Origin of the sequence: Variovorax sp. OV700 (assembly GCF_900099805.1) — a bacterium.
GTDB lineage: Bacteria > Pseudomonadota > Gammaproteobacteria > Burkholderiales > Burkholderiaceae_C > Variovorax.
In genome coordinates, this window is sequence record NZ_FNDR01000006.1 from 365,544 (window position 1) to 384,811 (window position 19,268).

Here is a 19,268-nt window from a genome sequence, read left to right on the forward strand (position 1 = left end):
CCCAGAGGGAGAGGACCCTCGTCAGCGCTCCCAGCGGAACTTACGCTCCGACTCCTGGATGGGCTGGTCGTTGATGCTCGCAAAGCGCCTTTGCATCAACCCGTTCTCGGCGAATTCCCAGTTCTCGTTGCCATGGCTTCGAAACCACTGTCCGGCTGCGTCGTGCCATTCGTATTCGAAGCGCACCGCGATGCGGTTGTCCATGAAGGCCCAGAGCTGCTTCCTCAGGCGATAGTCGTGCTCGCGCTCCCACTTGCGGGCGAGGAATTCGACCACCTGCTCCCGGCCGTTGACGAAGTCGGCGCGGTTGCGCCACTCGGTATCGGGCGTGTAGGCCAGGCTCACGCGAACCGGGTCGCGCGTGTTCCAGGCGTCTTCGGCGGCTTGGACTTTCTTCGTGGCGCTTTCGAGGGTGAAGGGAGGCAGCGGCGGGCGGGATTCCATGAGCGTCTTTCGTTGAAGCGGAGTGGATGAAGGAGGGGTTCTAGCCCGCAATTTGCCACACGTAGACAGATCTGTCTACATGCCTACAATAGCGCCATGGACATCTCCGCACTGCCCGCAGGCGAGCGCATCCTGCACACGGCGCACGACCTCTTCTATGCCGACGGCATCCGCGCCACCGGCATCGACCGCGTCATTGCCGAATCGGGCGTGACCAAGGTCACCTTCTACCGGCACTTCCCGTCGAAGGACGACCTGGTGCGCGAATTTCTCGACCACCGCCACGCGCGGTGGATGGCCTGGTTCGTCGACGCACTGGGACGCCGCGGCGCGCACGAGCGCATCGGCGATGCCGGGGCCCTGCTTCTGCTCGCCGACGTGATGGCCGAATGGTTCGCCGACCCGGTGTTTCGCGGCTGCGCCTTCATCAACTCGGTGGCCGAGGTGGGCGGCAGCGTCGAAGGCGCAGCGAAGCGTGCGCGCGAACACAAGCGCGAGATGGTGGAAGTCATCGCAGGCCTTTTGCCCGCGAATTCACCCTCGCGCATGGCGCTTGCACAGGCCGCCGCGCTCGGCGTGGACGGCGCCATCGTCAAGGCGCAGATGGGCGACGCGGCCCTGGCGCGCGAAGCCATCGACGACTTGCGGCGCCTTCTCCAGGCGCTGGCGGCCGCGTCGGACCCCGCAGCGCCCCGATAAGATCCAGCCCGGAACGACACATGGCTTCAACGCGACTCCCCTCGACCCAGGGCCTGCAGGCCTTCGAGTCCGTGGCACGGCTGCGCAGCGTGAACCTGGCGGCGGAAGAACTCAGCGTGACGCCCAGTGCCGTGAGCCACCGCATCCGCCAACTCGAGACGCTGCTCGAACTCAAGTTCTTCGTGGGCAACGACTTCAGCTTGAGCGCCGATGGCGTGGCCTACCTGGCCCGCGTGCGCGAGGCCATTGCGGCGCTGCAGCAAGTGCCCGGGCGAGAGCCTGTATCGCAGGTGCGGCGGCTGCGCGTGGCCGTAACGCCCACCTTCTCGCGCCAGATGCTGCTGCCCCGGCTGGCCGTGTTCCGCGATGCCTACCCGAACATCGAACTGATGCTGCAGGTGACCACGCCTGTGCGCAACATGACGGCCGAAGAGGCCGACATCGAGCTGCGCTTCGGCACCGGGCCCTTTCACGACCGGGAGTTTTTCCAGCTGCTGGCCGACGAGGTCTCGCCCGTGTGCAGCCCGGCCTACCTGGAGCGCCACGGCCCCTTCGACGGCTTTGCCACCGATGCGGAAATCTTGCGTGCCCAGTTGCTGCGCACGCCGCTGGAAACGTGGCGCATCTGGTTCAAGGCCTGTGGCATCGGCCTGCCCGAGCCGGCCACGGGCCACCAGTTCAACGACCTGGGCCTGGCACTCGATGCCGCCGCCGAAGACTTCGGCGTGGTGCTCATGCACCTGAAGCTCGGCAGCGCATGGCTCGATAGCGGCCGCCTCGTGCGGCTTTCGCCACGCAGCGTGCCCTCACCCAATGCCTACTTCATCTGCTGGCGGCCGGGCGCCATGGAGCGCTGGGAGTGCGCGACCTTCGCCGAATGGCTGCGCCAGGCGCTGCGCGATTGAATTGAACTGAATTCTTTTCAGCCGCGGGCCGGGTAATTTTCAGGTCGACCGTGGCCGCGCGCATCACACTCGGGCCGCTGCGGGCCTGCCCATAATGGCGGGCCTTCGCAAGCAACGAACAACAGAAGACACCTCAGGAGACCGCCTCGTGCCAGACCTTTCCAAGATCACCTGTATCGAAGACCTGCGGGTGGTTGCCAAGCGGCGCGTGCCGAGAATGTTCTACGACTACGCCGATTCCGGCGCATGGACCGAGAGCACCTATCGCGCCAACGAGAGCGACTTTCAAAAGATCAAGCTGCGCCAGCGCGTGGCCGTGAACATGGAGGGCCGCTCGACGCGCTCCACCATGATCGGCCAGGACGTGGCCATGCCAGTGGCCATTGCGCCCACCGGGCTCACCGGCATGCAGCACGCGGACGGCGAGATTCTGGGCGCACGCGCGGCCAAGGCCTTCGGCATTCCGTTCACCCTGTCGACCATGAGCATCTGCTCGCTCGAGGATATTGCCGAGCACACCGGCCGGCATCCGTTCTGGTTCCAGCTCTACGTCATGAAGGACCGCGACTTCATCGAGCGGCTGATCGAACGCGCGCGCGCCGCGAACGTGTCGGCGCTGCAGCTCACGCTCGACCTGCAGATCCTCGGCCAGCGCCACAAGGACATCAAGAACGGGCTCTCGACGCCGCCCAAGCCGACCATCGCCAACATGATCAACCTGGCGACCAAGCCGCACTGGTGCATGGGAATGCTGGGCACCAAGCGCCGCACCTTCGGCAACATCGCGGGCCATGCCAAGGGTGTGAAAGACCTGTCGTCGCTGTCGTCGTGGACCGCCGAGCAGTTCGATCCGGCACTGAGCTGGGCCGACGTCGAATGGATCAAGAAGCGCTGGGGCGGCAAGCTGATCCTCAAGGGGATCATGGACGTGGAAGACGCGCGCCTTGCCGCGTCCAGCGGCGCCGATGCGCTCATCGTCTCCAACCACGGCGGGCGACAGCTCGATGGGGCGCCCTCTTCCATCGCCGCGCTGCCCGCCATCGTCGATGCCGTGGGAAGCGAGATCGAGGTGTGGATGGACGGCGGCATCCGCAGCGGCCAAGACGTGCTCAAGGCTCGCGCACTCGGCGCCCGCGGCACGCTCATCGGCCGCAGCTTTCTGTATGGCCTGGGCGCCTACGGCCAAGCGGGCGTGACGCGCGCGCTGCAGATCCTTCACAAGGAACTCGACATCACGATGGCCTTCTGCGGCCGCACCGATATCGAGAACGTGGATTCGAGCATCCTGCTGCCGGGCACGTTCTAAACCTACTCGGGCTCGCGTCTGCGAAAAATCAGGGTGCCCGCGCGGGCACCCGGGTTTCGAGCGCGGGCGCCTGCCACTCAGGCTTGATGTGGCACCCGTTCTTGCCGTCGGTGTCGAAGCGGGGCACCAGCGTCGCACAACGTTGCGCCAGGCTCGCGGGCGTGGGTTTTTCGCCCTTGTCAATCCAGTCCATCAATGCGTCGAAGAGCGCCGGGTATTCCGAGTCGCTCAGGTAGCTGTGTTCGCGCTCGGCGCTGAAGCTCTGCACCAGCGTGCCGCCCGTGCCCGCGGCATCGCGAATGCGCCGGTAGGCGTTCTCGAGTTCGACGAAAGCCGTGGGGTCGTCGATGGCGTGCAGAGCCACGGTGGGCAGCGCGGTGCGGCCGGTGGGCTGGCTGTCGGCGGCGAGAGCGCCCTTGGCCTGCGGATCGGCGGCGTAGCGCGCCACGCCGGCGTTGAGTGCCGCGTCGTCCGCCGAGCCCTGATAGACCACGCCGATGTTGCCGAAGGGATTGCGTCCGCCCAGGCGCTGCTGGACCAGGTCCTGGAACAGCCAGGTGGCCCAGTTCAGGTGGCCCTGCAGCGAGCGCTCCTGGATCTTCACCACCGACAGGATGGTCTTGAGCCGCGCGGCCTGCTCGGGCGTGCGCTGCGCGGCGGGCACGCCGACACCGGTGCACTCCTTGACACGCGCGGCCAGTTCGGCGCGCGTGAGCTTCGAATCCATGGGGAGGCCCTGCCACAACGGGTATTGCGGCTCGTCGGGCTTCGGGTGGTTGCGGCACACGTATTGGTAGACCACGCGCAGGTCGAGCCGGACATCGTAGGCGCTGTTGCCCCCGCCCAGCACGCCACTGGTGAGCAGCAGGCCGTCGTACGGGCTCTTCGCATTGCCCAACGGCGCATAGAGTTCGGCGGCCTTTGCGGCCACGCCCGCGCCGTAGCTCTGGCCATGCAGCAGCGTGCGGCGCGGTACGCCAAAGCGCTGCACGAAGATGCGGCGCAGGCGCTCGGTGTCCTCGGCGGCCATGGTCACGCCATAGCCGCCGCGCCGATAGGTGGAGCCGGCCCATGCGTAGCCGGCCTTCACCGTCACTGCCCAGCGCTTGAGGTCTTCCTCGCCGCGCGCGAGCTTGGGCGGACCAGTTTCGGGGCCGCCATGGGCATGCATTACGAGCACGCGGTTCCACGCCTTCGGCATGGCGATCCAGTAGAACGCGCCGGCACTGTCTTCGCCGGTATAGCAACTCGTTTGTGCGGGTACCGGTGCAGGGCACGCCGTGGGCTTGGGTCCCCAAGAGGCGGCATGGGCGGTCGCCATGGCCATGGTGCCGAGCAGCGCAAGAGCGAAGGTGCGAAGAAGTGGTTTGCCGTTGAGCCTCATCAATGCCCTTGCTCCGAGTTCCACTGCGACGGACCGTCGCAATTCGACGGCGGTGCTACGCCTCGGCGATCCAGAGGCCCGGGTAGTCACGCACGAAGCCGTCCTGCGTCACGCGCAGCGCCGCCGCATAGTCGAAGCGCTTGGCCTCGTAGGCATACGCATCGTCCGCGGTCCGCTCGTAGCGCTGCTTCAATTCGCTGAGCACGCCGCCGTCCAGGTCGACCCAGGCGGCCGGCGTATCGGCGCCTTCGCCCTTGGCGAGATTGAGCCGGCGCAGTTGCAGCAGGTTGGTGGCGGGAGTAAAGCCCAGGTCGAGGTCGACGCAATGCGACAGGTCCGCCGCCGCCTCGTCGTTGAGCTTCCAGTGGCCGCGCGCATCGCGCGCAATGGACAGGTCGATGGCGCTGCCGCCGAGCCAGCCGCGCACGGTGCCCCATTGGGTGTGCCAGTGCAGGTCGCAGCGCACGCGGTAGTGCAGTTGCGCGATGCGGTGGTCCTCGAGCCGGAATACGGCGGCTCCGTCGAGCTGCCACGCGGTCGCGTTGCGCTCGAGCCGGCAAGCGTCGTGGCCCGGTGCATCGAGCCTGCGCCACAGGATGGAAGCGACGGTTTGCATGGCGCGGATGATGGCCCTAGCGAGCGCAACAGGCAAGCCTTGCCACAATCCCCCCATCGTGAAGAAGATTTGCCTGTCCGTGGGCGACCGTTCAGAGGAGCGCACAGTGGAGTCCTGGTTCGCCGATGCCAAGCCGATCGACTCGCTCGAGCCCGAGATCGCGTTTCGTTTGTGGGACCAATTTCATCCCGCACCGGAGCATCAGCCCGAGCCGCTCGATCTGCCGGAATTCCCTCGCGCCTCGCGCTTGCTGGCGCGCACCTCAGAAGTCACGGCGCACGAAGCGGAACTTGCCGCGTACTACGGCCGGGTGGCCGCACTGGCCCGGCAGCACGCGCTGAAAATCCACCAGGTGCGCCAGTACTTCTGGATGGATCTGCGGCTCGACAACGAGGAGGCGGACGTTCACCTGTCATTTCCCTGGTACGACACCGTCTCCTCCATGGACCACTTCCTTGCCGCCGTCGCCGGAAACGACCAAGGCATGCTCCACGACGACCAGGACCAAGGCTGGGCGGTGGAGGCCTGGGCCTTCGACGGCACGCTCTACATCCGGCAAAGCAACCCCGATTCCGACGATGAGCCCGGCCAATCCGTTGTGCTGCCCAGGGCCGATCTGCAGGCCCGCATTGCCCCGCTGCGCGAGCGCACCGCGAAGCTCATGGCCTACCTTGCGAAAGAACTTGGACCGGATGTGTGGCTTGGCGGCGAGGTGCAATCGGCCGGGCCATTCGATCAGCGCTGAAAATTGCCCGCGCCGCGCACTGACGCAATCGGATGGGACGCTCGCTGCTACTTCAGTGCGGCCAGCACGCTGTCGAGGAACTCGCGGATGGTGGATCCGAAGTCTTCCGGCTGGGCGGGGCGCTCGAACCAGCGCGGGAAGTCGGTTTCCAGGTCTGGGTGCAATCGCATGAAATCGACGATCTCGACGCGCAGCGCCTCTAGTTCAGCGGGCGTGCAGGCCTTTCGGTATTCGGCCATGACTTCGGCACCGGTCTCGCCGAAATAATCGTAATCTTGGCCGAAGTAAACCTCGGTGAGGTTCTCGATGAGTTCGTAGCGCTTCATGGTGACCCGGCTGCTCGTTTCAGAAGGGGTGCGCCGTGAGGATGTAGTACGGCATTCCGTTGTAGCTCTTCATGTTCAGGATCACGCGCACGTTGGTCAGCTGGCTGACGGTGGTGGCGCCCCGCTGCACGCCGATGCCCACCACGCTGCCCACGTCGTGGTTGAACGCCATGGGCTTGGAGCCCACGGCGGCCGAGCGCGACCACGCCCTGATGGCTCTCGCGTTGGCGCGAACCGTGGCGCTGATGGCGCGCTCTGCGACGTCGAGGTTGTGGAACGACGACACTTTGGGCAGCGACGGCTTGTTCGCCAACCGCTGGAAAAGTTCCGCCTCGGTCTTGCCGACATGTTCCCGAATCGCGTGGCCGCCGATCTTTGTGCCTGGCGGTCCTTCATGCAGCCGCAGATTGACTGGCTCCAGGCGAAACCTGCTGGCGCGCACCGCGATCACGCGCGCGGCGACCAGCCCGGAAGCCACGACCAATGGCACCGCCACATCCACCGCAAGCCCGATGCCGTCGGCCGTTTCGCGCGAGGCGCCCAGCGCCTCGGCCGCCGAGCTGGCAGTGACGGCGGTAGCCGTGCGCTGCGGGGTGCCGGTCCAGACCTGGCGGCTCGAGGTTGCCAAGGTATCGTAGCCGTGCACGCCCAGCACCACGCAGCCGGCTTTGGTCACCATGGTGGGCTCGGGCGTCAGGCAGAGCACGCCGGCGCCGACCAGTTCCACCACCCCGCCCACCAGCCCGACAGTCCCCCAGAGCCGGTTGCTCAGGCTTGCGGATTCGGGCACGTCCTGCCCGCCCAGCACCGCCGCCATCTGCACCGGCGTCAGCGCGATGCTCAATCCCTCGACTTCGTCATCCATGCCAGATCCCTTCCTTCCCATGTCGCAGTTGCCATCGGACGGTCAAAAACCGCAGTCCGCCGCATTCTGGCATGCGTGCGCCGTGCGGCAGAGACGGCCCGGCCGCGAGACAATCGCAGCCGTGAGTTCCCAGCCCGTGACCAACCCCCCGATCCGCCGCATCGCGCACCTCGACATGGACGCCTTCTTCGCGTCGGTCGAGCTGCTTCGCTATCCGCAACTCAAGGGCTTGCCGGTGGTGATTGGCGGCGGGCGGCGCAGCGTGGACGAGGCGATCCGCCACGTACCCGAAGGCGGCACGCTGGCCGACATTCCGATCGACGCCTTCCCGCGCCTCAGAGACTACGCAGGCCGCGGCGTGATCACGACCGCCACCTACCCGGCGCGCCAGTTCGGCGTGGGCTCGGCCATGGGGCTCATGAAGGCCGCCAAGCTGTGCCCGCAGGCCATCATCCTGCCGGTGGATTTCGACGAGATCCGCAAGTATTCGCGCGCCTTCAAGCAGATGATCAGGGAGATCGCGCCGCTGATGGAAGACCGCGGCGTGGACGAGGTGTACATCGACTTCACCGACGTGCCGGGCGGCCAGCGCGAAGGCGGGCGCTCGCTGGCGCGGCTGATCCAGAAAGCCATCTTCGATGCGACCGGCCTCACCTGCTCGATCGGCGTGGCGCCCAACAAGCTCATCGCCAAGATGGCGAGCGAGTTCAACAAGCCCAACGGCATCTCGGTGGTCTACGAGGACGACCTGCAGACGCGCATCTGGCCGCTGCCCTGCCGCAAGGTGAACGGCATCGGGCCCAAGGCCGACGAGAAGCTCAAGCGCTTCGGCATCGAGACGGTGGGCGAGCTCGCGGCACGCGACCGCGACTGGCTGATCCAGAATTTCGGCAAGTCCACGGGCGCATGGATGCACGAGGTGGCCTGGGGCCGCGACGACCGGCCGGTGGTGACCGAAAGCGAGCCCGTATCGATGAGCCGCGAGACCACCTTCGACCGCGACCTGCATGCGGTGCGCGACCGCGCCGAGCTCGGCGCCATCTTCACCCACCTGTGCGAGAAGCTGGCCGAAGACCTGCAGCGCAAGGGCTACGTCGGCAAGACCATCGGCATCAAGCTGCGCTACGACGACTTCAAGATTGCCACGCGCGACCAGACCATCGACCGTCACACCGCCGACGGCAAGACCATTCGCCAGATCGGCGGGTTGTGCCTGAAGCGCGTGCCGCTGGAGCGGCCGCTGCGCCTGCTGGGCGTGCGCGTGGGTGCGCTCGCCAAGGCTGGAAGCCCCGAGGCAATGGCAGCCGCCGCCGGCGGCCCGGCTCCGCGCGCGCCGTCGGAGCTGGCATCGACCACAGCGTCGCTCTTCTAAAAAGCGTGATGAAACGCTGGCTCCGGCGGTTCGCATTCACGCTGCTCGCGTTCACCGCTTTGGCGTCGCTGTATGTGGCGGTTGCCTGTGCGCTGATGTTCTGGCCGGCCAACGCAAAAGCGCCACCGGCGGCGGCGCCTGAACTGGAGGCCTGGGTGTTGAGCAATGGCGTGCACACCGACCTGGTGTTTCCGATCCGCTCGGCGGCCATCGACTGGCGGCAGCTCTTTCCGTTCGCGCATTTCAAGGCCGTGCCGCCCGATGCGGAATTCATTGCCATCGGCTGGGGCGACCGCGAGTTCTACCTGAACACGCCGACCTGGGGCGACCTGACCGCATCGCGCGCTTTCGGCGCCATGCTCGGCGGCAATCGCGCTCTGCTGCACGTGACCTACCTGCGCCGCGCGCAACTGCGGCACGGCGCCTACCTCCTGCCGCTCTCGCAGACGCAGTACGCGCAGCTTGTGGATTTCGTGCGTGCATCGCTGCCCTCGGGCCAGGCGGCGCCCATTGCGGGCGCGCACTACGGCAACGACGACGCCTTCTATGAAGCCGAAGGCGGCTACCACCTTTTCGAGACCTGCAACACCTGGACCGGCAGGGGCCTCAGACATGCGGGCGTCACGGTGAGCCGCTGGACGCCGTTCGACTTCAACGTCGTGTGGCACTTGCAGCCTGCAACGCCCTGAGCCTCTGCCAATCAGTCGAGCCCGTCGAAGTCCGCATCGTCCGGCCCGATGTGGGCAGGCGAGCGCCAGCCCGCATCGCGCATCGAGCGCGCCACCTGGTGCTCCACGCCCATCAGCACCGCAAACAGCGCCATGCGCACCGGGATGCCGTTGTCCGTCTGCCGGAAAATTGCCAGCCGCGGATCATGGTTCAAGTCGATGCTCAGGTCGTTCGCGCCTGGACGCCCGTCGCGCGGCAGCGGGTGCATGAGGATGGTGTCGGGCTTGCAGAGCGTGTCCACCAGTGCCTTGCGAATCTGGAACTCGGGCGTGTAGCCCTCGATCTCCTCGCCCGCAAAGCGCTCCTTCTGGATGCGGGTGGCATAGACCACGTCCGCGCCGCGCAGGCCCTCTTCGAGCGACTGCGTCTGCTCGATCACATGGCCATTGCGCGCCACCAGCTCCAGCAGATAGGCCGGCATCTCGAGCGACGGCGGCGCAATGAGCGTGAATTTCAGCCCGCGGTAGAGCGACAGCAGCCGGATCAGCGAGTGCACCGTGCGGCCGTATTTCAGGTCGCCGACCATCGCCACGTGCGTGCCGTCGACCAGCTTGCCCATGCGCGAGAACTCGCGCTGGATGGTGTACAGATCGAGGACGGCTTGGCTCGGATGCTCACCCGGACCATCGCCGGCATTGATGACGGGGATGTTGGTCGCCCGTGCGAACTCGGCGACCGAGCCCTGCTCGGGGTGCCGCACCACCAGCGCATCGACATAGCCGCTCATCACGCGGCTGGTGTCGTAGATCGACTCACCCTTCGCCATTGAAGAGAAGGTGAACCCCGTGGTGTCGCATACCGTGCCGCCCAGCCGGCAGAAAGCCGCGCCGAAGCTCACACGGGTGCGGGTGCTCGCCTCGAAGAAAAGGCTGCCGAGCACCGCACCTTCCAGCACGCGGGTGACCTTCTGGCGTCGCGCGATGGGCTGCATGATGTCGGCGACCTGGAACAGGGCTTCGAGGCTGTCGCGATCAAACTGCGCGACCGATAAGAGGTGGGGCCGGCCCTCGGCCGCAATGCGCTGCACCAAGGGTCGATCGTCCGCAGCGGTGCTGGCCTGAGCCTCGCGCTGCAGGATTTCAGCAACGAATTTGCCCACCATTTCGGGCATGGCGCGCGACTCGCCGGAGTCAGCCGGCAGCAGCCAGGTATCAAGCGCCCGGCGGCGGACACCCAAGCGTTCGGAGAATGCGTCGCGGGTGAGATTGAGGCGGCGCATCGCATCGCGCAGGGTGTCTTGTTGGCTCATGGGCCCTGAATATACGCTAAGCGTCAAATTCCGACGAGGGAATTTACTCAGTGCGTATATTTTATTGCCCCAAGCATCCCTGCCGATGCTTGGGCTCTCAGGGCTTCGGGACGCCGTCTTGCCACCGCGGCCAGTTGGCCACGATGTGATCGACCACGCGCGTGCCCACCAGCGCGATGTTCTCCACCGTCTCGGCAAAGCCGCCCGCCGTCTCGCCCGGGGCCGGGTCCAGGTGCTGCAGCGTGCTTTCCTTCGGATTGCCCTGATCGAAGTTGACCGCGCCGCGCAGGCTCATCACGCGGTCGGTGCCGTGGGTGCGCTTGATCACGAGGGTGATGGCGGCGGCTTCCATTTCGGTGATCACGTAGTCGTCGGCGCCGTAGAGCTTCGCGATGTACTGCGCCTGCGCCGACATGCCGGGGCCATGAAAGAAGGTGTCGCCGGTCATGTGAGTGCCGGTGCCCACGAAAGGCGCGCGCCGCGCGGCGGTATCGGGGTAACGCAGGCGGTACTTGCGCGCACCATCCGAATCCTTGAGCGGCGTGTCGGCGGACAGCTTCATGGCGCAGCCCACGAGGTCTGGGTTGAGCTTGAAGCGGCGGTAATCCTCGTAGCCCTTGCGCGGCATGAAGGTAGGTTCGCCGGGCTTGTTTTCGTCGGGTGCCCAGCGGTGGCCGAGGTCGTAGTCGACGAGCCAGGTAGCCCAGCTCACTTCGCCGATGGTGCCGCGCGCGGGCGGCGTGCCGGCCACGCCGGAAATCACGTAGTAGGCCTGCGAGAAGTCGAACTGCGGGTTCAGCAGGATGGCCTGCATCGACGACGACGAGTTGACCTTGCCCATGCCGAGCACCGCGCCGCACACGCCGTCGGTGTTGCAGTACACCGGCTGAAGCGCGCCGGGCACGGCCATTGGCACAGCGCCTTTCCAGTAGCGCTCGTACCAGTGCTGGAACTCGCCGGCCCGGTCGCCGGTGTTCTGGCCGATTTCGAACATGGCCGCGACGAAGACCTTCACCTTGACTGGCGCAGCGGCGGTGCGCGCAGCGGAGGTTGGCGAAGTCGAAGCGCAGGCCGTGGCGAGCAGCGCAATGCCGCAAGCCGCGATCCAGCGCGCACAGAAGGACGAGAACCGTCCATGGGAAAACATCATTTCTCTTGACTCCAGGAAGAACAACGAGCCCCCATCGCACCAGCGGCGATTGCAGCGTCCTACAGGCGGCGATTGTCCGCGCAGGCACAAGCTCTGGGTACCGTCACCACGCAAATCACATGCCGGTTCGCTCCATTCCGCCTTCACCAAACTCACCGCCTTCGAAGCCGACGCCGATCGCCAATGGCCTGGTCTATGTGAATCCGGACATGCCGGGCATCCGGCGCCTGAAACAGGGCGAGCGCTTTCGCTACCGCGACGCAGCGGGCCGTTGGGTCCGCGACGCGGAGGAGCTCTCGCGCATCCGGATGCTGGCAATTCCGCCGGCCTACACCGATGTCTGGATCTGCCCGCTGCCCAACGGCCACCTCCAGGCCACCGGCATCGATGCCCGAGGGCGCAAGCAGTACCGCTACCACGCCGACTGGCGGCTCTTCAAGGACGAGACCAAGTTCGAGCGCCTCGAGGCCTTCGGGCTCGCGCTGCCGCGCATTCGTGCCCGCGTGGTGCGCGACCTGCAGGAAGGCGCAGGCGCGACCACGGCGGCACCCGGGCGCCAGCAGGTGCTGGCGGCGCTGGTGCGGCTGCTCGACACCACGTTGCTGCGCGTGGGCAACGAGGAGTACGCGAGCAGCAACGGCTCCTACGGCCTGACCACGCTGCGCAACCGGCACGCGGCCGTGCGGGGGGCAGCGCTGCGGCTGCGCTTTCGGGGCAAGAGCGGCGTGATGCACGAGGCCCTGCTCGACGATCCGCGCGTCGCGAAGGTGGTGCGCCAGTGCCAGCAGCTACCCGGCCAGGCGCTGTTCCAGTACCAGGAGGAAGACGGGCAGCTGCGCAGCGTGTCGTCCACGGACGTGAACGACTACATCGCCGAAGCCTCGCCCGGTGAGCGCTTCACAGCCAAGGACTTCCGGACCTGGCACGGCACGGTGCAGGCGCTGGAGCTCACGCGGCTGGCCTGCGAGCCGGACCGTGCCGCCGACGGCAGCCGCTACAGCGCCAAGGAGATCCTGGCCGCGGTGGCCAGGCAGCTCGGCAACACACCCGCCGTGTGCAAGAAGGCCTATGTCCACCCGGCCGTGCTGGCGCTGGGCAGCGCGCTCGCGGGCGACCGCGAAGACGCCTCGTCGGAAGTGCTGCGAAAGATGACGGCCCGTAGCGCGGCACGCAGGACGCGCGGACTCCACGCCGCGGAACAGCGCCTGCTCGCCTTCTTGCGCATGCATCGGCAAACCCAGGCGCGCGAACTTCGTGAGCTTGGCAGGAGTAAGAGGGCCAGCGCCAAGCACAGCGCGAATCGCAGCGCAAAGGCCGCGCCGCCCGGGAGGCAAAACGGAGCGCCGAAGCTTCAGGCCGTGGCTAGCGGGAACCGCACGCTGTCGCGTTCGAGCGCCACGGTGTAGCCGAGGTCTTCGGCCAGGCTTTGCAGCGCGATCGCATCGATGGCCAGCGCGCGCGGTGCACGGTGCGCATCGAGCACGGGGCTGACGCCGCTGGACTCGCGGGGCAAGGCGCTCAACCGGAGCGCATCTTCACCGTCTGCCTCGATGCGGATCGCACCGGCGTCGGACGCGCCATCGTGCAGATAGCCGAGCCCGCCCAGGAACAGATAACGCAGCGCGGCCCCCTGCGGCCGGCGAGGTTCGTGCGCCCGCGGTTCGAGCGCGGGGTCGACATCGAGCGCCACGCCGTGCATGTCGAAGGCCGCCCGCATCAGGCTCACGCATTGCGCCACCAGCGCGCTGCGCGTAATGCCGTCGTCCACCGTGGCCAGCTCCCAGTCGCGCAGCGAACGGATGCCTTCCACCAACTCGGACACCTGGTTGTCGATGAGCGCTACACGTTCCTCGCAGGCAGCCCCATCGATGGACGGCGCGCCTATCTGGCGCTTGAGCATGAGCAGTGCCATGCGTATCACCGATACCGGGGCAGCCATGTCATGCCGCAATGCCGGCAAGGCGCGGGTAAGCAGTTCGTGCCGCACGCCGGCGGCAATCCAGCTGCGGGCTCCGGGGGAGGCCTTCATTGCGCGGCGGCAGCCGAAGGCTTCGCCTCGTTGGGTGGGCAGGCTCGCAGGCAACGGGGGCCTGCGGGTCGGAGGTCGGCAATGGGCACGTTCGGCACGTTCACTTTTCGCGTCCTGAAGCGGGGGAGATGCAAGCAGTATCGGGCCCCCCTCCGTGGCCGGGTGTAGGAGCGTGCCTACGCATTCGGATGCCGGAATCGCCCCGGGGCTGGAGATTCGCGGCAAATGACCGCGATCCCCGGTCAGGGTTTGCCGAGATAGACCCGCACGTCTTTCACTTCGACACCCGCGGCCGCGACGGCCGAGCGCAACTGCGCCTCGGTCACGCCCAGCGTCTGGGTCCAGTAGCGCACCTCGTGCGGCTCGTTGACATTGATGCGGGTCCGGTCCTCGGGGCCGCGCTTGTTCGGGTCGTCTGCCATGGCGTGCGTCCTGTGTCTCCTGTATCGATGCACGAACGATGCGCTCTCCTCCCGCCCGCCACTGGCGGACGGTGGCGCGGCTCCTTGAAGGAAATGTCCGAAACCAGCGCGGGCTAGCGGCAGCGTGCCTGCAATTCGCGCTTGAGCACCTTGCCATTGGCCGTGGTGGGCATCACGTCGACGGTCTCGATGCGCGCGGGCCGCTTGTACGGCGACAGATGCTCCGCCAGGTAGGCGCGCAACGCCGGCTCGTCCAGCACCGCGCCGGGCTTCATCTCGATGAACGCGACGATCTGTTCGTTGCTGTCAGCCTCGGCCACACCGACCACGGCGCAAAGATGCACTCCGGCGAAGCGGCCGATCACCGCCTCGATCTCCGCGGGATACACGTTGAAGCCCGACCGGATGATCATCTCCTTGAGCCGGCCCACCACGAACAGCGCACCGTCCGCATCGAAGCGCCCGAGGTCCCCGCTCGCATACCAGCCGCCCGGGCGCATGACCTGTGCGGTGGCCGCGGCATCGCGGAAGTAGCCCAGCATCAGGCCGGGGCCGCGCAGCCAGATTTCGCCCGTTTCGCCGGGCGCGAGATCCTTGCCATCGGGGCCCACGATGCGCGCCTCTCCTCCCTCGACGACGTAGCCCGCGGCCGTGTCCGCGCGCGGTGCTTCCACGCGCGTGAGGAACACCGAGCCCGCATACTCCGACAGGCCGTAGCCATAGTGCAGCGGCTGGGCGAACAGCGTCTCCACGCGCTGCTTGAGTCCCAGGTCGAGCGGCGCCGAGCCGGTATATACGTAGCGAAGCGCCGAAAAGCGCGGCACGATGCGCTCCGCCTCGACGTAGGCCAAGAGGCGCGCGTACATCGTGGGCGGCCCCAGCAGGTTCGACACCTCTTCGTGCGCCAGCGCGTGCAGCATGTCGGCCGGCGAAAAGCTCGCGCGCAGCACCAGCGCGGCGCCACCGGTGAGCGCGGCAACGAGAACCGTGCCAATGCCGAAGATGTGCGTCATCGGCAGGAAGGCATAGGCCCGGTCGCGTTCATCCAGAGAGCGTGCGGCGGCCGACACGCGGCCGAAATGCAGCAGGCCGCGGTGCGACACCATCACGCCCTTCGGCGTGCCCGAAGTACCCGATGTGAAGATGATGGCGGCCGTGTCCGACAGCGCCGGGTCGGCTTCGGGCCGGGCCTCCGCCCGCACGGCAGAGCGCATCACGCCGGGCAGCGCGGAGGGCACCGCGCCGGCTCGGCTGGCATGCTGGCGCGCGGCGTCCGAAGCACCGGCCGTGAAGTAGCACAGGCGCGCGTCGGCGCGCTCCGCAATGGCCGCGATCTCGCCGGGCGACATGCGCGCGTTGACGCCGCACGACCATGCACCGACGCGGCTGCACGCCATGAGCAGCGCAATGTGCGCGGCGCAGTTCTCGGCCACCAGCAGCACGCGATCGGTCGGCCGCACGCCGGCGGCCAGCAGGTCTTGCGTGGCCGTCTCGGCCATGGCCTGCAACCCGGCGTACGACACGGTGCCCGCCGGCTCGAAGAGAAAGACCGCTTCGGGCGTGCGCGAAGCACGCGCCTCGAGCAGTTCGTGAATTCGCGTGGGTGCCATTGGCTATTCCGCCTCGATACCCTTGGACGCCGTGGCCCAGAGCTTGCGGTCGGCCTGGCCCTTGGCCGCGAGCAGATCCGCGCCGCCGCTCCAGACCTCGTAACCCTGTTCGCGCAGGCGATTGGCAATGTCCTCGCGCGCCAGCGCCTTGTGCGCGGCGGCATTGAAGCGAGCCACCAGCGCCGGGTCCATGCGCGCGGGTCCGTAGAGGCCGAACCAGCCGCCCACGTCGTAGCCAGCCACGCCCGATTCGATCATGGTCGGCACATCGGGCAGCATGCGGTTGCGCTGGCGCGAGGTGACGGCCAGCGCACGCAGCCTGCCCGACTGGATGAAGGGCCGCGAGGTGGCGATGATGTCGAACATCATGGGCACGGTGCCGCCCATCACGTCGGCCAGCGCGGGCGCGCTGCCCTTGTACGGCACGTGCGTCAGCTGCACGCCGGTCATCTTCTCGAGCAACGCGCCGCTCAGGTGGTTCGATGCGCCGATGCCGGCCGAGCCATAGAACAACTTTCCCGGCTGTGCCTTCGCAAAGGCCAGCAGTTCGGCCACGCTCTGCACGGGCAGATCCTTGTTGACCACGAGCACGTTGGTGTAATCGACCAACGGCGCGATGGGGGTCAGATCCTTCATCGGGTCGAAGGGCATCTTGCGCTGGATGTTCGGATTGATGGTGATCGTCGGGCTCGCGCCGAAGAAAAGCAGGGCGCCGTCGGGCGCGGCCTTGGCCACCGCATCGCCGCCCACCGAGCCGCTGGCGCCGGGGCGGTTGTCCACGATGACCTGCGTGCCGAGCTCCTGGGCCAGCGCCGGCGCGAGCAGCCGTGCGGCGCCGTCCACCGGGCCGCCTGCGGAGTAGCCGACCACCAGCTTGATGAGCGGCGGCAGCTGCTGCGCCAAGGCGCGCGAAGGCAGCGCGGCTCCGAGTGCGCTGGCGGCCAGCGCGGCCATGGCATGGCGCCGTGTGAAGTCGATCGATTGCATGGGTTGTCTCCTGTTGTGTATTTCTTCAGCCGCTCGCATCGTTCACGTCGGCAGATCGAGCACCTGCCGCGCGAGGATGTTGCGCTGTATCTCGTTGGTGCCGCCGTAGATCATTGCGGCCGTCGAGCCGATCAGCGGGGACAGCAGGTTGAAGCTCTGGCCGTCGAGCACCTGGTCGCCCGCGACCGCGCCCTGCTCTTCGCCCGCTTCGACCAGCAGTGCGCCAATGCGGTGGTAGGTTTCGCTGGCCCAGATCTTCAACAGCGACACCGAAGCCGGCAACGGCTTGCCCGCGCGCACGATGTCGGCAAAGCCCGTGTACGCCGCCGACAGGTCGAGCACGTCGAGCCGAAGTGCCGCAAAGCGTTGTGCGAACACCGGGTCGGCAAAAAGGCGCCGCGCCTCTGCCAGCCGCGCAAGCTGGCCCAGCGCGTACTGCGACTGCTTGGGGCTGCCGAGAAAGATGCGCTCGAAGCCCAGCAAGGCCTTGGCGATCGTCCAGCCGCCATGCAGCTTGCCCACGAGGTTCTCGGCCGGCACGCGCACGTTGTCGAAGAACACCTCGCAAAACTCGGGCTCGCCCGCGAGCGTTTGGATGGGCCGCACCGTGATGCCCGATGTGCGCAAGTCGCACAGCAGGAAACTGATGCCCTCCTGCTTGCGCGCGGCCTTGTCGGTGCGCACGAGCATGAAGATGTGGTTAGCGTCCTGCGCCAGCGTGGTCCAGATCTTCTGGCCGTTGACGATGAAGTGATTGCCCTCGGCGTCGCGCCCGGCCACGGCCTCGGTGCGCAGCCCGGCCAGATCGGAACCCGCGTTGGGTTCCGAATAACCCTGGCACCACACATGCTCGCCGCGGAGGATGCGCGGCAGAAAACGTTGCCGCTGTTCGGGCGTGCCGTGCTGGATCAGGAGCGGTCCAATCATCACGATGCCCTGGTCGGGTGCGCGCGCGACGCCGTACTGCTCGAGTTCCTCGATCCATGCAATCAGCTTGTCGGCCGGCAGCCCCATGCCGCCATGTGCCTGGGGCCAGGCCGGCGCGATCCAGCCTTGCCCGGACAGCGTGAGATACCACTCGCGGATCTCGCTCCAGCGCGCGCGATGCGAGAGGTAACGCAAATGCTGCGGATAGCGCTGCTGCAGAAAGGCGCGCACCATGCGCCGGAATTCGGTTTCTGGCATCGCAGCCCAGTCGACCTCGCGAGGAAACTCGCCCTCCCATGCGGCGGTGCTGGTGCGCGCTTCCGCGCCGTCGGCCAGCGCGGCATGGCGGCGCTGGTGCGCAGCGACATTGCCTAGCCACGCCGCGAGGCACAGCGTGCGCTTGTAGTACAGGCTCAGGTCGCACTCCTGCGTGTAGCCGATGGCGCCGTGCAGCTGCACCGCCGTGCGCGAGGCCTGCAGCGCCGCGGCGGTGCAGCGGGCATTGACGCGGCTGGCTTCGGCTTCGAGCCGCTCGGCGGTGAGCTCCTGACTCGCCAATGCCATCACTTCGTCGAGCGCAGCCTGCGCCACTTCGAGATGAATGAACATGTCCACGCAGCGGTGCTGCAGCGCCTGAAAGCTGCCGATGGGTTTGCCGAACTGCGAACGGGTGCGCAGATACGCCAGCGTCTGCGCGAGCATGGCCTGCCCCACGCCCAGCAGCTCGGCCGCCTGCAGGATCTGGCCGGCTGCGAGCGCTTGGCGCAGCGCGTCCTGCGCGGCCGGCCCTTCGGCCAGCACCGATTCCGCCGGCAAAGCCACTTGCTCGAAGCGCAGGTTCGCGGCCTGGCCGCCATCCACCAGCGGCACCAGCGTTTCACTCACACCGGCGGTCCCGCGTGGCACCCAAAGCAACACCGCATCGTCGCTGCCGCGCGCCGATACCAGCCAGCCGCTGGCCGCCGCACCGGGCAGCACCATGAGTTTTTCGCCCTGCAGCAGCACGCCGCCGACATGCCCCGCCCGCGGCTCGCACCCGCAGGCCAGGGGCACCGCGCTCAGGTCGCCCGCGCTCTCCTGCCAGGCCAGCGCAGGCAGGCTGCGGCCCGCGACGAGTTCTGCCAGCAGCGCCTCTGCGCGCGGCGTGCCTAGCCGTGCGAGCAGCAGCGCGCTCAGACCGGCCACCGCCAGCAGCGGCTCTGGCGCGACGTGCTCGCCCGCGGCCCGGAGGATTTGCGCGGCGCCCGCCAGCTCCAGGCCCAGCCCGCCCGCGGATTCGGGTGCCAGCATGCCGGCCCACCCCAGTTCGGCGATGGCGCTCCAGCCCTGCGCCTCGTCGGCGTCGGGCCGCTCCATGCGCTCACGCCGGCGCTGGACCGAACGGCTGCGAATGAAGTAGTCGAGCGCGGCCTCGCGCATGGCGGAAAGTGATTCGATGTCCATCGCCGCAGCGTGACAGAACGCCTCGCCGTGCGGCATTTGCATTTGCCGAAGGGAGGGTTT

Annotated in this window: 19 protein-coding genes; 7 read left to right on the top strand and 12 right to left on the bottom strand. The window is 67.5% G+C overall.

Going from position 1 to position 19,268, the window contains the following annotated elements:
- Positions 1-21: 21 nt before the first annotated feature.
- Complete coding sequence (locus BLR24_RS16905; RefSeq protein ID WP_093018897.1) at positions 22-444, bottom strand: nuclear transport factor 2 family protein; 423 nt, start codon at positions 442-444, stop codon at positions 22-24.
- A 96-nt stretch (positions 445-540) separates the two neighbouring features.
- On the opposite strand from BLR24_RS16905, the gene BLR24_RS16910 reads away from it, so the two are divergent.
- The 3 genes from BLR24_RS16910 (at position 541) to BLR24_RS16920 (ending at position 3,354) form a co-directional block, all read left to right on the top strand.
- Positions 541-1,143, top strand: a complete 603-nt coding sequence (locus BLR24_RS16910) for a TetR/AcrR family transcriptional regulator (RefSeq protein WP_093018899.1) — start codon at positions 541-543, stop codon at positions 1,141-1,143.
- Between the two features lie 20 nt (positions 1,144-1,163).
- Positions 1,164-2,048 carry a LysR substrate-binding domain-containing protein gene (locus tag BLR24_RS16915; RefSeq protein WP_093018901.1) on the top strand — a complete coding sequence of 295 codons (885 nt, stop codon included), beginning with the start codon at positions 1,164-1,166 and terminating at the stop codon, positions 2,046-2,048.
- A 148-nt stretch (positions 2,049-2,196) separates the two neighbouring features.
- A complete protein-coding gene (locus BLR24_RS16920) occupies positions 2,197-3,354 on the top strand; it encodes an alpha-hydroxy acid oxidase (RefSeq protein WP_093018998.1) in 1,158 nt (385 codons plus the stop codon).
- Between the two features lie 28 nt (positions 3,355-3,382).
- Here BLR24_RS16920 and BLR24_RS16925 read toward each other — a convergent pair whose 3' ends face one another.
- Both BLR24_RS16925 and BLR24_RS16930 read right to left on the bottom strand, forming a co-directional pair.
- Positions 3,383-4,738 carry a hypothetical protein gene (locus tag BLR24_RS16925; RefSeq protein ID WP_093018903.1) on the bottom strand — a complete coding sequence of 452 codons (1,356 nt, stop codon included), beginning with the start codon at positions 4,736-4,738 and terminating at the stop codon, positions 3,383-3,385.
- A 55-nt stretch (positions 4,739-4,793) separates the two neighbouring features.
- Positions 4,794-5,354, bottom strand: a complete 561-nt coding sequence (locus tag BLR24_RS16930; protein ID WP_093018905.1) for a putative glycolipid-binding domain-containing protein — start codon at positions 5,352-5,354, stop codon at positions 4,794-4,796.
- On the opposite strand from BLR24_RS16930, the gene BLR24_RS16935 reads away from it, so the two are divergent.
- Positions 5,335-6,099 carry a hypothetical protein gene (locus BLR24_RS16935; protein ID WP_254787357.1) on the top strand — a complete coding sequence of 255 codons (765 nt, stop codon included), beginning with the start codon at positions 5,335-5,337 and terminating at the stop codon, positions 6,097-6,099. The two genes, BLR24_RS16930 and BLR24_RS16935, sit on opposite strands and share 20 nt — an antisense overlap.
- 47 nt (positions 6,100-6,146) lie before the next feature.
- Here BLR24_RS16935 and BLR24_RS16940 read toward each other — a convergent pair whose 3' ends face one another.
- Together BLR24_RS16940 and BLR24_RS16945 are read right to left on the bottom strand one after the other, a co-directional pair.
- Positions 6,147-6,425 (bottom strand): contact-dependent growth inhibition system immunity protein, encoded by a 279-nt coding sequence (locus tag BLR24_RS16940; protein WP_055804005.1) that lies wholly within the window; start codon positions 6,423-6,425, stop codon positions 6,147-6,149.
- 19 nt (positions 6,426-6,444) lie between these two features.
- Positions 6,445-7,290 (bottom strand): RNase A-like domain-containing protein, encoded by an 846-nt coding sequence (locus BLR24_RS16945; protein ID WP_093018907.1) that lies wholly within the window; start codon positions 7,288-7,290, stop codon positions 6,445-6,447.
- A gap of 121 nt (positions 7,291-7,411) precedes the next feature.
- On the opposite strand from BLR24_RS16945, the gene BLR24_RS16950 reads away from it, so the two are divergent.
- Entirely contained in the window at positions 7,412-8,662 is a 1,251-nt protein-coding gene (locus BLR24_RS16950) for a Y-family DNA polymerase (protein ID WP_093019002.1), read from the top strand.
- An 8-nt stretch (positions 8,663-8,670) separates the two neighbouring features.
- Positions 8,671-9,351, top strand: a complete 681-nt coding sequence (locus BLR24_RS16955; RefSeq protein WP_254787361.1) for a TIGR02117 family protein — start codon at positions 8,671-8,673, stop codon at positions 9,349-9,351.
- Positions 9,352-9,362: 11 nt separating this feature from the next.
- On the opposite strand, the gene BLR24_RS16960 is transcribed toward BLR24_RS16955, so the two are convergent.
- Positions 9,363-10,640, bottom strand: coding sequence for an aspartate carbamoyltransferase (locus BLR24_RS16960; RefSeq protein ID WP_093018911.1), 1,278 nt, complete (start codon positions 10,638-10,640; stop codon positions 9,363-9,365).
- 97 nt (positions 10,641-10,737) lie between these two features.
- Complete coding sequence (locus tag BLR24_RS16965; protein WP_093018913.1) at positions 10,738-11,790, bottom strand: purine-nucleoside phosphorylase; 1,053 nt, start codon at positions 11,788-11,790, stop codon at positions 10,738-10,740.
- A 119-nt stretch (positions 11,791-11,909) separates the two neighbouring features.
- Here BLR24_RS16965 and BLR24_RS16970 point away from each other — a divergent pair, with 119 nt between their 5' ends.
- A complete protein-coding gene (locus BLR24_RS16970) occupies positions 11,910-13,196 on the top strand; it encodes a DNA topoisomerase IB (RefSeq protein ID WP_093018915.1) in 1,287 nt (428 codons plus the stop codon).
- Here BLR24_RS16970 and BLR24_RS16975 read toward each other — a convergent pair.
- The 5 genes from BLR24_RS16975 to BLR24_RS16995 all read right to left on the bottom strand — a co-directional run bounded on the left by BLR24_RS16975 (position 13,142) and on the right by BLR24_RS16995 (position 19,208).
- Positions 13,142-13,819 carry a hypothetical protein gene (locus BLR24_RS16975; protein ID WP_093018918.1) on the bottom strand — a complete coding sequence of 226 codons (678 nt, stop codon included), beginning with the start codon at positions 13,817-13,819 and terminating at the stop codon, positions 13,142-13,144. The two genes, BLR24_RS16970 and BLR24_RS16975, sit on opposite strands and share 55 nt — an antisense overlap.
- Before the next feature lie 242 nt (positions 13,820-14,061).
- Positions 14,062-14,241 (bottom strand): DUF3606 domain-containing protein, encoded by a 180-nt coding sequence (locus BLR24_RS16980; RefSeq protein WP_093018920.1) that lies wholly within the window; start codon positions 14,239-14,241, stop codon positions 14,062-14,064.
- A 113-nt stretch (positions 14,242-14,354) separates the two neighbouring features.
- Positions 14,355-15,851 carry a class I adenylate-forming enzyme family protein gene (locus tag BLR24_RS16985; RefSeq protein ID WP_093018922.1) on the bottom strand — a complete coding sequence of 499 codons (1,497 nt, stop codon included), beginning with the start codon at positions 15,849-15,851 and terminating at the stop codon, positions 14,355-14,357.
- A 3-nt stretch (positions 15,852-15,854) separates the two neighbouring features.
- Complete coding sequence (locus tag BLR24_RS16990; RefSeq protein WP_093018924.1) at positions 15,855-16,838, bottom strand: Bug family tripartite tricarboxylate transporter substrate binding protein; 984 nt, start codon at positions 16,836-16,838, stop codon at positions 15,855-15,857.
- A 42-nt stretch (positions 16,839-16,880) separates the two neighbouring features.
- A complete protein-coding gene (locus BLR24_RS16995; RefSeq protein ID WP_093019004.1) occupies positions 16,881-19,208 on the bottom strand; it encodes an acyl-CoA dehydrogenase family protein in 2,328 nt (775 codons plus the stop codon).
- Positions 19,209-19,268: the final 60 nt, after the last annotated feature.